Annotated in this window: 12 protein-coding genes; 8 read left to right on the top strand and 4 right to left on the bottom strand. The window is 45.0% G+C overall.

Annotation, left to right across the window (positions count from 1 at the left end):
* Window positions 1–40 precede the first annotated feature (40 nt).
* The 3 genes from LRQ06_RS03720 to dnaK form a co-directional block, all read right to left on the bottom strand.
* The gene (locus LRQ06_RS03720; protein WP_232765091.1) at window positions 41–2,500 is read right to left on the bottom strand and encodes a cation:proton antiporter; all 2,460 of its coding nucleotides are present in this window, start codon (window positions 2,498–2,500) and stop codon (window positions 41–43) included.
* 154 nt (window positions 2,501–2,654) lie between these two features.
* Window positions 2,655–3,803 carry a molecular chaperone DnaJ gene (dnaJ, locus tag LRQ06_RS03725; protein ID WP_232765092.1) on the bottom strand — a complete coding sequence of 383 codons (1,149 nt, stop codon included), beginning with the start codon at window positions 3,801–3,803 and terminating at the stop codon, window positions 2,655–2,657.
* 261 nt (window positions 3,804–4,064) lie between these two features.
* Window positions 4,065–5,984 carry a molecular chaperone DnaK gene (gene dnaK / locus LRQ06_RS03730; RefSeq protein WP_232765093.1) on the bottom strand — a complete coding sequence of 640 codons (1,920 nt, stop codon included), beginning with the start codon at window positions 5,982–5,984 and terminating at the stop codon, window positions 4,065–4,067.
* Window positions 5,985–6,566: 582 nt separating this feature from the next.
* Here dnaK and LRQ06_RS03735 point away from each other — a divergent pair.
* From LRQ06_RS03735 to LRQ06_RS03765, 7 genes are all read left to right on the top strand, one after another.
* Window positions 6,567–7,511, top strand: a complete 945-nt coding sequence (locus LRQ06_RS03735; RefSeq protein WP_232765094.1) for a TAXI family TRAP transporter solute-binding subunit — start codon at window positions 6,567–6,569, stop codon at window positions 7,509–7,511.
* Between the two features lie 164 nt (window positions 7,512–7,675).
* Window positions 7,676–9,583: a TRAP transporter permease gene (locus LRQ06_RS03740; RefSeq protein WP_232765095.1), complete on the top strand. Its 1,908-nt coding sequence runs from the start codon at window positions 7,676–7,678 to the stop codon at window positions 9,581–9,583.
* A gap of 194 nt (window positions 9,584–9,777) precedes the next feature.
* Entirely contained in the window at window positions 9,778–10,722 is a 945-nt protein-coding gene (fepB, locus tag LRQ06_RS03745; RefSeq protein ID WP_232765096.1) for a Fe2+-enterobactin ABC transporter substrate-binding protein, read from the top strand.
* On the top strand, window positions 10,715–11,761 hold the full coding sequence (locus LRQ06_RS03750; RefSeq protein WP_232765097.1) for a FecCD family ABC transporter permease: 1,047 nt from the start codon (window positions 10,715–10,717) through the stop codon (window positions 11,759–11,761). The genes fepB and LRQ06_RS03750 overlap by 8 nt, the downstream gene beginning before the upstream one ends.
* Window positions 11,758–12,804, top strand: a complete 1,047-nt coding sequence (locus LRQ06_RS03755; protein WP_232765098.1) for a FecCD family ABC transporter permease — start codon at window positions 11,758–11,760, stop codon at window positions 12,802–12,804. The genes LRQ06_RS03750 and LRQ06_RS03755 overlap by 4 nt, the downstream gene beginning before the upstream one ends.
* A gap of 9 nt (window positions 12,805–12,813) precedes the next feature.
* Entirely contained in the window at window positions 12,814–13,611 is a 798-nt protein-coding gene (locus LRQ06_RS03760) for an ABC transporter ATP-binding protein (protein ID WP_232765099.1), read from the top strand.
* A gap of 95 nt (window positions 13,612–13,706) precedes the next feature.
* Window positions 13,707–15,791 carry a TonB-dependent receptor gene (locus tag LRQ06_RS03765; protein WP_232765100.1) on the top strand — a complete coding sequence of 695 codons (2,085 nt, stop codon included), beginning with the start codon at window positions 13,707–13,709 and terminating at the stop codon, window positions 15,789–15,791.
* Between the two features lie 82 nt (window positions 15,792–15,873).
* Here LRQ06_RS03765 and grpE read toward each other — a convergent pair whose 3' ends face one another.
* A complete protein-coding gene (grpE, locus tag LRQ06_RS03770) occupies window positions 15,874–16,491 on the bottom strand; it encodes a nucleotide exchange factor GrpE (protein ID WP_232765101.1) in 618 nt (205 codons plus the stop codon).
* Between the two features lie 144 nt (window positions 16,492–16,635).
* On the opposite strand from grpE, the gene nadK reads away from it, so the two are divergent.
* Window positions 16,636–17,520: an NAD(+) kinase gene (gene nadK / locus LRQ06_RS03775; RefSeq protein ID WP_232765102.1), complete on the top strand. Its 885-nt coding sequence runs from the start codon at window positions 16,636–16,638 to the stop codon at window positions 17,518–17,520.
* Window positions 17,521–17,535 lie beyond the last annotated feature (15 nt).

The raw sequence follows: 17,535 nt of genomic DNA on the forward strand, positions 1-17,535 counted from the left end.
TCAGAAAATATTTGAAATCCGTCGACATTCAGAAAGAAGATTATTGAGAAATTTCGGTATTCAGAAATTCCGCCAGTATTTTTTTCAGCTGCTTATCTTTTGAAGCGATACTCCGGATCTGATGCAGGTTCAACCAGACGATTTCTGCTGGTGACGTCGTTTTAGCACTGGTTTGATAGGTAGAAGAAAGAAAAGCACAACATCCAACCCAGTCACCCGGTTCAGCCAGTCTTTCTATTTTCGGACTCAGTACCGCCACACGGCCATTCATCACAACAGCAACCGCTGTGGCATGCTCACTTTGGCCATAGATTAACTCACCTTCATTATAAATCTGACGCTGAGCAATATTTCCCATAGCCATTAGTGTTCTGGTTTTTACGCCTTTAGCCCACACCATGGCTTTAAACTGTTCCGATATTTCTTTGGAGCTCATCAGGTGAGCTTCCTGTTTTAAATTCGCAAGCCGGTACTCTACGTCTTCGATCAGTTTTTGTGCTTCACTCTCATCCAGCACACCTTCGTCAATCATGGTCATCAAGTGTGTTCGTTCCATGTTCAATAACAAACGATGTGCTGAATGCGTTTCCAGACTGTATGACAGATCAGGAAAATATTCCCGTAAGGCTTCAATGTGTGACTGTGTTTGTAATTTATTCACCTCAATATCCGCGAGGGCTTCTTTAGCGTCCTGGACACTGGGAGCCAAATCATGAATGTGATGAACTATTTCATTCTGAGCTTCAATAAACCCTCTCGCGGTATCATAACTCAGAGCCAGTCGTTCAAATGAGAAGTTCACTATAAGATTATTCAGCACGGGTACCCGGCCAAACGCTTTAATGTAGCCCGGGGTTTTCCAGAACTGGAAAAGGCTGTTTCTGGGCGCCAGTTTCGGCTCGCCATCCAATGCAATTTCAACCGCATTGATCAACTGCGCTGTCGCCGTTCCGGTTAATGCCCCCTTCTTAAACTGAGACCAGTAAAATTTGCGCTCAGCTTCCAGTAACCGCCGGAAAAAAGCCACTCGCATTTCATTTTCATTCACTCCACTCCGAACCATCGCCTCTTCTGGCTTTTTAATTTTTTTTAGCGGAAGCTGCAAAGCCGCCCAGTTTGCTCTCTGCAGGAACACATTATTTTGTAAGCTTTTCATCTCATTCAGCATACGGACTTTAATGGTATAGCGGGCTTTATCCAGTGACGCCTGCTTGCCGGGAGGAAGCTTGTCCAGCCCCAGTTTTTCTAGTACCCAGGTCATCGATGTGGCGTTAATAATAATGGTTAAAGCCACAATACCGGCGGTCAGGAATAAGATTTGATCACCCAGCTCATACCCCAGAGCCGAATTTTGATGAAGGATCAATGCCAGAGCCAAAGAGACAGCGCCCCGTAATCCGCCCCAAACCAGAATGATGCCTTTCTTCCGGTTTATTCCCACACCAATTCTTTTTAAGATCGGCATGAAGAAAAAAATGGCCAGAGCCCGGATAAGTTGAATACCCAGATACAAAACAAGCAGCGTCCACCACCAGTCCAGAACATCCAGACGGATACGAGTCGCGACGATAATACCAACCAAAACAAAGATTAGAGTGTTAGCTATATGAGCCATCATGTTCCAAAAGTGATGTAAAAAATCCGCCACCTCCGGTGAAATTCTTGTACGCCCGAAGCTGGCCAGAATCAATCCAAGAGAAACAACTGCAACAACCCCGGACACATGGAAAATATGCTCCGCGATATAGTAAGCAATGTATGCTGCAGAAATAGTGACGGTAATTTCTACTAGTGGCTGATTGAATACTTTCCCTACCCAACCAAGAACGATACCGCCAACCACAGCACCAATGAAAAGCCCTAATACCACCACCATAAAAAATTGCGTACTGACGGCCAATGGCCCGCTATTTGCTGGTTCCTGTAGAGCTAACAGTCCGTAAAATAAGGTAAACAAAACGATCGCAGTGCCATCATTTAAAAGTGATTCACCTTCAATCAGTGTCTCCAGTCTTTTCCGTGAACTCACCTCTTTTAACAGCGAGACTACCGCAACAGGATCTGTCGCCGAAATTAGAGCACCAAATAATAGACACACAGTCCATGGCCAGTTCCAGGGAAATAAATAGTAGGCAAGAGCTGCTGTCAAAGCGGTCGTTAATAACAATCCGGGAACCGCCAGAATCGCAATCTGACTAAACATTCGCTTAAACAAGTGTGTTTCCATGCTAAAAGCGGACTCAAAAATCAGGGTTGGCAAGAAAAGAAGCAGTATCAAATGGGGATCAATGTTCGACAGAACCAGTAAGTGCTCATTAATATGGGGGAAAAAATGCAAACCGACATGGGTCCGGCTGACAAATCCGACAATCAATCCCAGAACCAGCAAAATAACACTGTATGGCGACGTCAGAACTCTTGCAAAAGACTTCACTAAAGCTCCGACCAGTAAAGACACAACAACGAACACGATGATAAGAACACCGGTATCTGACTCCATCGTAAACTCCGGTTTAAGGGAATTACCATATGGTCAGTTTAGTTAAGGTATTCAATTACAGAAGCGATCCGGACAACATAAACGGCATCCATAAAACAAAAAGGCCGGAACTGTCATTCCGGCCTTTGAACAATCAATCTGTTATCCCGTTTTCTTAACTGGTCAAGTCGTCAAAAAACTTCTTTACGCCACTGAAAAAACCTTCCGCTTTTGGTTTGTGCTTACTCGCCGCTTCTCCGCCGCAGGAATCCTCAAGCTCCTTAAGCAGTTCTTTCTGACGGGCACTCAGCTTAACCGGTGTTTCAACAACAAGTTTAACCAGTAAATCACCCACAGCTCCACCACGAACACCTTTAACGCCTTTGCCACGCATCCGGAACATACGACCGGTCTGAGTTTCTGCAGGCACTTTAAGATTTACACGGCCATCCAATGTCGGAACTTCCACTTCACCACCAAGCGCTGCCATAGCAAAACTTACCGGCACTTCACAGAACAGGTTATTACCATCACGTTCGAAAATCTGGTGTTCTCTGACATGAACCTGAACGTATAAATCACCGGCTGGTGCTCCCATTTCTCCGGCTTCACCTTCACCATTCAGACGAATACGATCACCGGTGTCCACACCGGCAGGAATCTTAACATTAAGTGTTTTCGTTTTCTGTTTACGGCCTTTACCATGGCAAGCATCACAAGGATCTTTAATAATTTTACCGCTACCATGACAGGTAGGACAGGTTTGCTGTACGGCAAAAAATCCCTGACGCATCTGAACCTGTCCATGACCATGACACGTCGGACAGGTTTCCGTTTTACCGGTTTTCGAACCGCTGCCATGACAGACATCACATTCAACCAGAGTCGGAACTTCAATTTCTTTAGAACATCCGCGTACCGCTTCTTCTAAAGACAGCTCCATATTGTAGCGAAGATCGGCTCCGCGCTGAGCTCTGGCCTGACCGCCACCCCGACGACCACCGCCAAAGATATCGCCAAACACATCACCAAAGATATCACCGAAATCAGCACCGGCACCGCCACCGAAGCCACCACCGCCGAAGCCGCCGCCACCCTGTTCAAAGGCTGCGTGACCATATTGGTCGTATGCGGCACGTTTCTGCGAGTCGGTTAACACCTCATACGCTTCTTTTACTTCTTTGAATTTCTCCGCAGCCGTATCGTCTCCCGGGTTACGGTCTGGGTGGTATTTCATTGCAAGGCGTTTATATGCCTTTTTAATATCACGCTCAGAAGCATCACGGCCCACACCTAATACTTCGTAAAAATCACGTTTTGACATGTTCTTCGTCACCAATTTGTTACTGCAAACGACATATCGTCGCCCGATAAATGTATCGATTTAGGGAAATCAGTGTATCAGCTATCAGTGTTAGTCGTTATCAGGAGTCCCCCATCTGTACACTGACAAACTGGTAACTGTCTACTTATTTTCCAAAACCGACACTCTCACATACAAACTAACGGGCGTAAGAGTCTCCCCAAACGCCCGTTTAAACCTTAAAAAGGTATCAACAAGATCTCGTTGAACAACGCTCAGAGATTATTTCTTGTCGTCATTCACTTCTTCAAACTCAGCGTCAACAACATCATCATCTTTAGCGCCTGATGCCTGTTGCTCTGCACCACCTTCAGCACCTTGAGCCTGTGCTTTCTGTTGTGCCATTTCCATCAGTTTTTGAGAAGCAGTCATCAATGCCTGAACTTTTGCTTCAATCTCTGCTTTATCTTCACCACGTTTTGCTGTTTCCAGCTCACTGATTGCAGCATCGATTTTTGCTTTTTCGTCAGCAGGAAGAGCATCACCAGCTTCTTCGACTTGTTTGTGAGTCGCGTGAATCATCTGGTCAGCCTGGTTACGTGCAGTTGCTAACTCTTCGAATTTTTTATCCGCTTCTTTGTTAGCTTCCGCTTCCTGAACCATTTTTTCGATTTCATCGTCACTCAGACCACCAGAAGCCTGAATAGTGATATTCTGTTCTTTACCAGTCTGTTTGTCTTTCGCTGAAACGTGAAGGATACCATCCGCATCAAGATCGAAGCTCACTTCAATCTGAGGCATGCCACGAGGTGCAGGCTGAATACCTTCTAAGTTGAACTGACCAAGAGACTTGTTATAAGTCGCCTGTTTACGCTCACCCTGCAGAACATGAATCGTAACCGCGCTCTGGTTATCTTCTGCAGTAGAGAATACCTGACTTGCTTTTGTCGGGATAGTGGTGTTTTTCTCAATCAGTTTGGTCATAACACCACCCATGGTCTCAATACCCAGAGACAGAGGGGTTACGTCCAGAAGAAGAACGTCTTTCACATCACCGGCAAGCACACCACCCTGAACCGCAGCACCAACAGCAACCGCTTCATCCGGGTTAACATCACGACGAGCTTCTTTACCGAAGAATTCAGCTACTTTAGCCTGAACCATAGGCATACGGGTCTGACCACCAACAAGGATAACGTCAGTGATATCACCAACCGATAAATCCGCATCGGCAAGAGCCACTTTCAGAGGTTCCAGAGAACGTTGAACCAAATCTTCTACCAGAGATTCCAGTTTAGCACGAGACACTTTGATGTTCAGGTGTTTAGGACCGGTTGCATCTGCCGTGATGTAAGGCAGGTTAACATCTGTAGATTGAGCGGAAGACAGTTCAATTTTCGCTTTTTCTGCCGCTTCTTTCAAACGCTGCATTGCAAGAGGATCGTTTTTCAGATCAATGCTTTGCTCTTTTTTGAACTCGTCTGCAAGATAGTTGATCATGCGGTTATCAAAGTCTTCACCACCCAGGTGTGTGTCACCATTGGTTGAAAGTACTTCGAATGTTTTTTCACCCTCAACTTCATCGATTTCGATGATTGAAATATCGAATGTACCACCACCAAGGTCATAAACGGCGATAGTGCGATCACCGCCTTTTTTGTCAAGACCGTAAGCCAACGCTGCCGCAGTTGGTTCGTTGATGATACGTTTAACTTCAAGACCAGCAATACGACCGGCATCTTTCGTTGCCTGACGCTGTGCATCGTTGAAATAAGCAGGAACGGTAATAACAGCGCCGGTGACTTCTTCACCAAGAAAATCTTCCGCTGTTTTTTTCATTTTTTTCAAAACTTCAGCAGAAACCTGTGGTGCTGCTAATTTCTGATCTTTTACCTGAACCCATGCATCGCCATTATCTGCTTTAACAATTTTGAATGGCATGATTGAAATATCACGCTGAACTTCCTGGTCTTCATAACGACGACCAATCAGACGTTTAATAGCAAATAGTGTATTTTCAGGGTTGGTTACAGCTTGACGTTTTGCTGGTTGACCAACCAAAGTTTCACCATCTGTGTACGCGATGATGGAAGGTGTTGTACGTTCACCTTCTGCGTTTTCGATTACGCGTGGTTTGTCACCATCAAGTACAGCAACACAAGAGTTTGTAGTACCTAAGTCAATACCAATGATTTTACCCATCAGGCTATCTCCGAATAAATTCTTTAATTTCGTCTTACTTACCCCTTATATGGGGCTGGAGACTCGGGTTTCAACCCTTACTCACTTAACTTTATAAAACGACGTTTGCTTCGCTTATGCACATAAATAGGGGCAGTCATTCCCTTTTCAAGGGCAAAAGGTAATTTTTTTTTAATTTCTTTCACTTTTTATTCATAAAAAAGAAAAACAAGGGAAGATCCGCCCCCCTGTTTGACAGAAGCTCACAATATCGCTCTGCAAACCGGTCGTATTTCGTTGAATTATTTCTTGATGTATAAACAAAATTTATGGAAGATATAAAAAATAGCAATAAGCAGGTGATTCATCAGCCTGAATATACCCCCATTTCAACTTCTGTGATGCTCATATTAAATGGTTTTCATTTTCGTCAGAAACTTGTGATTCAGGCTAAAGTTTGACCAACGAGTATTACGTGGTTCATCAGGTGTCGTGGTATTAACTAAATAAGCTGATTAAATATTATGCACATGTGAAATGGACGTACCCTAAACCGTCATCATGTCGAAGGACCTGAGACGAAAAGGCATAAAGGAGTATTTAATGTATAAAGCATTGACAAAAACACTATTGGTTTTGGTTTTGGGTTTAGGTCTCGGTCTCACCCAAAATGTAATGGCTGAAAACTACACAATTGGTACCGGTAGTCAAAGTGGAACCTATTACCCACTGGGTGGAACACTGGCTAAAATCTGGAGTGAAAACATACCCAACTTCAATATGCGGGCCGAAGTTACCGCCGCATCAGTTGAAAACATCATAAAAGTGGCCACAAACAAACAGCTTGCCGGTATTGCAATGGGTAATGTGGCATTAAAAGCTCACAATGGTGAAAAACCCTTCCCCCGTACTATGCCAACAGACGTTCTGTTCGCACTTTATCCAAACGTTGTACAGTTCATCGTTCCGGCAGATTCTGATATCAAATCCATCAGTGATTTGAAAGGGAAAAAAGTCTCTTTAGGCGCTCCGGGGTCCGGTACACGCGTCAGCTCAGTAAACATTCTAAATACGTTGGGAATCACGGAAAAAGACATCACTGCGCAGTCTCTCAACTACACAGCAACAACCAGTGCTATTGCCAATGGTCAGATTGATGCCGGTGTAATTGTTGGCAGCCTCGGCGTAGGTGCGATAACAGAACTGGCATTAACACGGAATATTCGCATTTTGTCTTTCACAAAAGACGAGTTAGCGAAAATTCAGACTGCCAACCCTTCTTACCTTCCTTTGGAAGCACCTGCCGGCAGTTATAAAAATGTTCCTGAATTTACTGCCCCGGCAGTGTGGAACGTACTTGTTGTCAATAAAAAACTAGACAACAAACTGGCCTACGAAATGACAAAAGTCGCTTTTGATCATATCGATCAGATTCGTAAAGCCATTGGTGTCACTAAATTTATGACTGTTAAAAACATGAATAAATTAAAAGGCGTGGAATTGCATCCGGGTGCAAAAAAATATTACGACGAGCACATCGGTCAGTAACCACGTTCGCACAATATAATTCTTATATACCCAAGCAACCTGAAGATGCATGATTCAGGTCGCTTGGGTATAACTTATTAATATGAATAACTTTATGAACAGTAAGCTTCGTACTTGCTGTTCATGTTTTTTCATCATTCTTTGCAGAAAATGATGGTGTAATTATGACACAAGTATCTTCAAGCCAGATGAAGTTCGCGAATACCCTGACCTTTTTGGCAGGCATTATCGCAATTTCTCTGACCGTATTTCAAATCTGGCAGGGCGTAACTGCCGAGTTATCTGCCACCGTATTCAGACCGGTTCACCTGAGCTGGGTATTGATTTTGATTTTTTTATCGTTTCCATTAACCAGACCGGAAACCTCTAAACCCATTCCTTTTTTTATCGGCCGGATCATTGATCTTGCCCTAATCGGTGCAACCTGCTGGGCAGCTCTACAGGTTATTTCGTTTGATTATGATGATATCTCTTTCCTGCTGGACGGATTATCTGCAAAAGATCAACTGGCCGGTGCCTTAATGATCTTGCTGTTACTTGAAGCAACCCGCCGGGCAGTAGGCATGATCATGGTAATGGTTGCCGGGTTATTTCTTGTTTACGCACTTTATGGCAACGTTCTTCCCGACTCCATTGCGAGTAAAGGCTTCTCATTAGAAGAAATGGTCCGCTTCCATATTTTTTCCACCAATGGTGTTTTCGGAGCACCGCTGGCAATTGCAGCTGGTGTTGTATTTATCTTTGTTCTGTTTGGGGCCTTTCTACAGGTGTCCGGTGCCGGCCAGTTTTTCATAGACAGTGCCTTTGCCATTGCCGGTAAATCACGCGGTGGGCCGGCAAAAGCCAGTGTACTGGCATCGGCAGCTCTGGGATCAATCTCCGGCTCGGCAATTGCCAATACGGTCACTACCGGTTCTCTCACCATTCCAATGATGAAGAAACTTGGTTACAAAGCAGAACAGGCTGCCGGAATTGAAGCAGCCGCATCGACAGGTGGTCAGATTATGCCCCCCGTGATGGGTGCCGGCGCGTTCGTCATGGCTCAGTTTACGGGGATCGCCTACAGTGACATTATCCTGGTTTCAATTGCCCCGGCGATTCTCTATTTCGGCTGTACCCTTTTATATGTTCATCTGATGGCCTGTAAACTCAATCTTAAAGGGCTGACAGAAACCGATAAAATTGGTGGCATCCTGAAGCAAGGCTGGCACTTTTTGCTACCTTTGGTATTGATCACCGCCCTATTGGTGATGAGCTACTCTCCTATTCTGGTCGGTATCGCCGGATGTGCCGCCATTCTGGTGGCAGCATTCTCCCGAAAACACACAAAAATTAACGTTAAAGTCATTCTGGAAGGAATGCGTGAAGGGGCCATTCTGGCGTTGCCTATTTCCATTGCCTGTGCCACTGCCGGTATCGTTGTCGGTGTCGTAGGACAAACCGGTATCGGATTACAGTTTACTCAGTTCTTAACATCCCTGTCCGGTGGACACTTATGGTCAGCACTGATCTTTATTGCCATTGCTGCGGTTATTCTCGGAATGGGATTACCCGTTACGGCAGCCTATATCGTCTTATCTGTTATGGCAGTTCCCTCTCTGATGGATCTGGGTGTGCCTCTGTTAGCTGCTCACATGATTGTCTTCTGGCTATCACAGACATCAAACGTCACGCCACCGATTGCATTGGCGGCCTTCGCCGGTGCCGGAATCGCCAATGCCTCACCAATGAGATCGGCAGTTCAGGCATTCAAACTGGCGCAGGGTTTCTTCCTGATTCCGGCTATGATGGCCTTTTCAGGGCTCATATGGACACACAATGAAAATTCTTTTCAGTTCATCGAATCCATCATTGCCTGTTCGGCGTTAATTGTGGCATTTGCCGGAGGTATTGAAGGCTATCTTTTCCGCAAAATGGGAATGGCGAAAAAAGTTCTATTCCTGCTGTTAGCGGTAACGACACTCATGCTGCCTAACCCATACCGTCTGATATCCATTGCTGTGATTGTTATGCTGGTTATTATCGAATACCGACAAAGCAAAGCCGCAGTAGTTCAGGCTGAAATAGGATAATTTACATACTCATTCTATTGCTTATATACCGCTCGCTATAAGGCGGGCGGTGCTTTTACAACGTCTGTTTCTCTCACCGAACCATTCCACTTTCCCACTGCACTACATTTCCCCAAAACCCGGTTCAAAAAACGCTATACACATTGAAATCGTTTTTACGTTACAATGCATTTTATTTTTTAATGAGAATAACAATGATTCGCAAAATTATTTTCTTTATTCTGCCGAGCATTTACTTCTTTGGCCTGATGAATATGGCTCGGGCTCAGGAATCGGTACAGTGGCCACGAACGTTTATCAATGCCGATGGCAGTCAGACCCGGATACCTCATCAACCAATGAGGGTTTTGTCCACCTCAGTTACAGTGACCGGGACGTTACTGACTATTGACGCGCCTGTTATCGCTTCCGCAACCACAAGCTACGGCCATTATTTTGACCAGTGGAAGCACATTGCTCAAAAGCGGGGAGTTACCCCTTTATGGCCCGCCGGTCAGGTGGATATTGAAAAAGCGATTGCGATACAGCCGGATCTGATTGTCGTTTCAAAGTCCGGAGCCGACTCCGCTCTTGACCAGCTCAGTGTTCTCCGACAAATTGCTCCGACCATTATTGTCGATTATGGTAACCAGACATGGCAAAGTCTGGCACAAAAACTGGGCTACGCTTTGGGAACGACAGCGCATGTCAACCAGGTAATTGACACCTTTAATGCTCACATTAACACGGTCAGACAACGGCTATCTATCCCGGCCGGTCAAGCCAATATTATCAGTTACCACGGCGCAGGAATGGCCAATCCGATTGCCCAGCCAACCAGTGCTCATGGCCAGTTGCTGGCTTCACTCGGCTTTTCCGTCGAAGCGCCTGACCCGGCATGGAATGAAACCGATACGATAAGAAACAACTTTATCTGGGCCCACTATGAACAACTTTCCCAACTCAAAGGAACGATCACGTTTTTACTCAGTGCTGATGATACAAAAGTACCGGCATTCATCAGTGATCCGGTACTGAAAAATATGCCCTCGGTAAGAGCAGGACAGGTCTACGGGTTGGGCAAACACTCTTTTCGTATCGATTACTACAGTGCGATGGAAATTGTGGATGGTATAGAGAAGCACTTCAGTCATGATTAATCCGGCAAAAACGGTCAGTACCGGCTATCACTATCATTCTAAGAAACGGGCTATCCGTCTTGCTGCATTAGTTTTTCTGACAGGTTTACTAATGACAGCAAACCTGTTTTCCGGCTCCAGAACGATAGACGCTTCCACTACTCTGAGCGCCATTTTTCAGTTTGATGCAAACAACAGTCAGCACCTTTTGGTTCATTATCTTCGTCTGCCAAGAATTTTCCTAGGATTGATAACGGGACTGAGTTTAGGTATAGCCGGTACGTTTATTCAGGCTCTCACCCGAAATCCGCTTGCCGACCCGGGAATACTTGGTATTCATGCCGGAGCCACAACCGCAATTGTTATCGCTATTGCACTACTGGGGATTCACAATACCGGTCAGTATTTGTGGTTTGGCATGATTGGGGCGGCTTTGTCTGGCGGCCTCGTCTACACACTGACTCATAATAAAAATTCAGCGTCGTTCAATCCCATTAAGTTTGTTCTCTCCGGAGCTGCAATTTCAGCAGTTTTGCTGGCTATCGCCCATATCATCATTATCAACAGCGAAAATGCCGTGTTCGATCAGTTCAGACACTGGACTGTAGGCTCGCTACAAGGAAGAGGGTTCAATGTTCTGATTCCCTGTACCATCGGGCTGATCACTTTCATCCTTCCGTCCCTGTTTATCGGCCGCACCCTGAATGTCCTTAGCCTTGGACCGGAATCAGCCCGGAGTATGGGAATCAATCTTAAAATCATTACCGTCACGGTCGCTTTTATTATTATCGCTATTTCAGGACTGACCACGGCAGCCATCGGTCCGGTGAGTTTTATCGGCTTAGCTGCACCACACATTGCCCGTACCATTGCCGGTCCGGATTACCGGTGGATTATTCCTTACTCTGCGATCATAGGCGCGCTGATGCTCATCTGTGCCGACCTTCTCGGAAAATGGGTTGGATACCCGGGAGAAGTCAGTGCCGGAATCATGGCTTCGCTTCTGGGAGGCCCGTTTTTCCTCTTCCTGATTAGAAAATGGAGAATTTCACAACTATGATGCAAAATGAACAGGGTGTTCAGCGTCATTCCATCTTTCGCATACACCAGACCACCTTTTTATATTCCCGCACGGAGAATAAGCTTATTCTGGTGCTGTTGATCTCGCTATTGGTGCTGACTGGTTACCGATTGACTCTCGGCTCAGTAACCCTCTCCTTTTCAGACTTAATACCGACGCTTTCCGGAACCGCCCCATCACCACTGATACACATGGTATTCTGGAACATTCGCTTACCCAGAGTCGTTACCGCTATTTTTGTTGGTGCTTCCCTAGGGGTCGCCGGAGCAGTTTTTCAATCGGTAGCCAGAAACGCACTCGGTTCACCGGACATCATAGGCTTCACTACCGGCTCCGCATCAGGAGCCCTTATTGCCATTATTGTTTTCCAGACTTCCCAGAGTGGCATTATCCTCGGGGCTATCGCGGGAGGGATCTCAACAGCTCTGATTGTTTTGATGCTCTCCCGTCATGGGAAAACCACTTCCAGTTATTCACTTATTTTATCTGGGGTCGGCGTCGGTGCCATTTTATTTGCTTTCAATGGATTATTATTAGTTAAAGGAGACCTTGATCAGGCAGTCTCGGCAAATTTATGGCTGGTCGGCTCTCTCAGCTCCAGAACCTGGCAGCATGCCCTTCCGGTTTTTTTTACGTTTATCGTAATATGGCCCACTCTCATTTATCTTGCCCGTCCTCTCCGAATGATCGAAATGGGCGATGAATATGCAAAACAACTCGGCATCAACGTAGAAAAGAGAAGACAATACGCCATTATGCTTGCCGTCATCCTTACTTCTGTCGCCACTTCCGCATCCGGTCCCATTGCATTTGTTGCTTTAGCGTCGCCCAGAATTTTTGCCCGTTTAACCGGCTCCGTACTTCCTGTTACAGGCAGTGCCCTGACCGGATCCATATTACTTGTCTGTGCCGATCTTATCGCCGGAAAAAACCCATTCAATATTGTTTTACCTATTGGACAAATCACCACTCTGTCAGGCGGAATCTATTTACTGTGGATTCTCGTCCATTCAGAAAAGTAAGGTTTCTATATGTCAAACTCATCACTTTCCCCGACCTCTCGCCTTTCAGGACAACGCCTGTCTTTAGGCTACGATGGCATTCCCATCAGTAATAACCTTAATATCACCATTCCCACCGGACGGTTTACAGCTATTATTGGCCCAAACGGATGTGGTAAGTCCACATTGCTCAAAACGTTGTGCCGGTTAAACGCCCCTATATCTGGTGACGTTTATCTCGACAATACACCAATTTGTGATTTTGGCTCTAAATACCTGGCCCGGCAGATTTCATTATTGCCACAAACAACACAAACACCTGATGGCATTACCGTCCGGGAACTGGTATCCCGAGGACGCTACCCACATCAAAGTTTTTTCCAGCAATGGAATGATGCCGATGAAACGGCAGTAACACAGGCAATGCAATCAACCGGTATCGCCTCTCTTTGCAATCAGAAAGTCAATCAGTTATCCGGAGGACAAAGGCAACGAGCCTGGATTGCCACTTCTCTGGCGCAGGATACCCATATTTTATTTTTAGACGAGCCAACAACGTATCTGGATTTAACCCATCAACTTGACATACTGAAACTGTGCCGGACACTGATTGAAGAACAAAATAAAACCGTTGTGGCTGTTTTACATGATCTTAATCAGGCTTGCCGGTATGCCGATCATTTAATAATGATGAAATCTGGAGAAATCCAGGCAACAGGCACTCCCCGAAACGTGATAACCGCAACGAACATCGAGCAGATTTTTAACCTTAAAAGCCAAATTATCTCCGACCCGGTAACCGGAACACCTCTGGTGATTCCTTTTTGAGACTTTTAAATATTCCATAAAAATGCAATTGAGAATAAATATCATTATTGTTAATATTATCATCTTTTAGAATTTAACAAGAAAAGGATAAAATAATGATAATGACTTCCATCAATGCTCCCGGGCATACAAAAAAGAGACTCTCTGTCCAAATCGCCGCAGTAATTGGCACCGCATTTTTACCTCTCTCCGCTTTTGCTGCCGATGACTCCCTACGTAATGATTCTTCATTAGAAACCATTACCGTGACGGGAGAAAAGTTAGATAAGAGTCTGAAAGATACGACTGCTGCCGTCACAGTAATAACAGAAGATGAGTTCGAAAATGGTAAAACCCAAACCGTTGATGAATTAGCCACAATTTCTCCTAACGTCATAACCGGTGGATTTGGTTCCATTTCTATCCGGGGTATCAATGGAACGGGAGCATCTGTTGGCGGATATTCATTTATAACCGGAGGACGTCCGAGAATTTCAACCATTGTCGATGGTATTTCCCAATCCTGGTCCGGCTATGGTTTTACACCTAATAAATTGTGGGACACCCGTCAGGTAGAAGTTTTGAGAGGCCCGCAATCAACTGTTCAGGGAACGAACTCTATTGGTGGCGCTCTTGTTGTTACAACCAATGATCCTACCTATCAGTACGAAGCATCGGCAAGAGCCGGAATGGAAACCTATAAAAACGGCAACGTCAAAAGCAACCTTGCAGCCATGGTCAACGCACCAATAATCGACGATGAACTGGCATTTAGGTTGGCAGTTGATGGCATAAAAGGCGAAGGATGGATGAATTACGATCAGGACACTGATGAGCTGGATAACGGACCTGACGTTGATGATTCAGAAAACTACAATATTCGTTCTAAATTACTTTGGGAGCCGGCTTCCATTCCAGGATTATCGGCAAAACTCACATTCAACCACCATAAATACGACGGTGAATATCTCAACTGGGCTAATGACACTGAAAGCGGCTATTCAACTCAGACCATGACTTTGAAGGATGCCAGTGATAACATTCGTTTACAGGATTCCAGTGTTGATTCCATTGCTGCAGACATAAATTATGAAATAGTCGACGGTATTATCAACGCCACTCAAATCAGCTACATAAAAACAGATGTTTATTTTGAGCAGTACCCACGAAATGGTGTCGTTAAATCAGACAAAGAGCAATGGACACTAGAAAACCGTCTGTTATTTAATGCTCCCGATTCTGACTGGTCAGGTGTTACTGGCTTATATCTGTCAAAAAATGACAACAAACTGAGTGCGACTTTTACCACTCCCACCTTTGATGGTAACAGTACCGTTATTACTTCAGCCCTCTATGGTGAAGCGTCTTATAAGCTAACCGATAAATGGACATTAACCGGTGGTGCGCGCCTGGAGAATGAAGATACAGACCGTTATCTGCTTGCTTATTCAAGTTACACAATCGATAAAGATCTCTCTGAAACCATCCTCTTACCCAAAGCCAGCATTATGTATAATATCACACCGGACACAACGCTTTCAGCCTCAATACAGAGGGGTTATAACGCTGGTGGTGATGGTATCAGCTGGAGCTCTACCGGTTTCGGAGATTACTATTCTTATGAGAAAGAAACGGTTACCGCCTACGAAACCAGTGTGAAAAGCCAGATTACAAAAAGTGCAGAGTTAACAGCAAGTCTGTTCTACAACGATTACTCCGGCTATCAGGCCTTTTTAAACAATGAATACATCTCCAATATTGATGATGCTCATACCTATGGTCTGGAAATCGAAAGCTCCCTATGGGCAACAGACAATTTACAACTGCACGGCTCTTTAGGTCTTCTGCAATCCGAAATCGATAGCGATGATATTGCCCAGAAAGGAAATGAACTGCCAAGTGCTCCTAACTCGAACATTGCGGCAGGCTTTACCCAATACATAGGGCAAAACTTATCCTTTGGAGCAAATGTTACCTATGTTGGTGAATATTACTCTGATTTAGCGAACACTGACAGCTATAAAGCCGGTGATTATGTAACGGCTGATGCTCAAATCCAGTATCTGATCGGTGACTTTATCATTGATGGTTACGTTAAAAACCTGGCTAATGAAGATATTATTTATTATGTCAACAACTCAACCCGAGCCGCTGTCGGCCAGACACGAACCTTCGGCTTCAACGTGACTTACAAAATGTAAGAATAAAAAATGTGAATAACAAAAAAGGCTGAAATGAAATCCATCTCAGCCTTTTTAAGTTGAATAACAGAAACGTTGTCTGTTACTTCGCGACCATCACCATAGCCGGACGGATAACACGGCCATTAAGTTCATACCCTTTCTGCATAACAAACATGACAGTATTTGACTCATGATCCGGGCTTTCCTGAATAGACATCGCCTGATGGAACTCAGGATTAAATGCTTCACCTTCAGGATTAATTTCTTTCAACCCAAACTTCGCAATCGTATCAACGAACGATTTATGCGTCATTTCAACCCCTTCAAGAATGGGCTTAACAATTTCATTTTCAGGATCCGCAGCCTGAATCGCACGTTCCAAATTATCGATGACCGGCAGTAACTCTTCGGCAAAACGACCCAGGGCATATTTACGTGCTTTATCAATTTCCTGCTCAGTACGACGACGCATGTTTTCAACTTCCGCTTTTGAACGAAGAACGGCGTCCTGCTGATCTTTTACTTTGGCTTCACTAGCTAACAGTGCGGCTTCAAGCTGAGCGATTTTCGCATCCTGATCATCCTGCTCTGGTTCGTCGCTACTTTCATTCCATTCCACATCAGCATCGCTACCTACTACTTCAGCTTCAGTTTCTTCCTGTTCAACGGTTTCCTGCTGAAGCTCTTCTTCTTTAACCTTGTTTTCTTCGTTGCTCATGATATCTCCAGAGTTTAACGATCTATGTAACAAATGTGTGAGTTTGGTTTACACTGGCTACACAAAAATTCGCATAAAAGCATAACTTGCCTTTATTATGGGGATGATGAGTCCTGATTCAAGCCCAAATTGTCTGGAAAAATTATGAAAAAATCTTTCGACGTGATTGCTATCATAGGAAAACCCCGGGATCAGAAAGCAATTCAAACTCATGTCGACTTATATCACTGGTTAACAAAGCAAGGATACAAAGCCTTAATCGATGCCAGGCTGAGCAGTATTCTGACGGATATTCCCGATGAACATTTCGCGTCTATCGTAGATGTCGGCGATCTAGCAGATTTGGCCATCGTCGTTGGTGGTGACGGTAACATGCTGGGGGCGGCGCGGGTCCTGTCCCGTTTCGACATAAAGGTCATTGGAGTCAACCGCGGAAGCCTCGGCTTTCTGACTGATCTTAATCCGGAAAATTTTAAGGAAGCATTATCCAAGGTACTGGCCGGTAACTACATTGAAGAGCAACGTTTCCTTCTGGAAGCTGAAATCCACCGCCACGATCAGATAAAAAGCCATAATGCCGCGCTGAACGAAGTCGTCCTACATCCGGGGCAGGTTGCTCATATGATCGAGTTTGAAGTTTATATTGATAATACCTTCTCATTTTCTCAGCGATCGGACGGCTTAATTGTCTCCACACCAACAGGCTCAACAGCCTATTCTCTATCGGGAGGTGGACCGATTCTTTCTCCAAGCCTGAATGCCATCTCTCTGGTACCGATGTTCCCTCACACCCTGTCATGCCGCCCAATTGTGGTCGACAGTAACCGTCATATTAAGTTGCTGATTCCACCTCACAATCTCGGTATGCAGGAAGTCAGCTGTGACGGACAGGTTTCACTTCCGGTTTCACCCGGAGATGAAGTACACATCTACCGGAGTCCGAATACGTTACATCTTATCCATCCTGAGCATTACAGTTATTACCATGTTCTGCGTGAAAAACTCGGCTGGTCAAATAAACTGTTTTAACCGGTAGCCGATCAC

The organism is Vibrio salinus (assembly GCF_021272385.1).
Lineage (GTDB): Bacteria > Pseudomonadota > Gammaproteobacteria > Enterobacterales > Vibrionaceae > Vibrio > Vibrio salinus.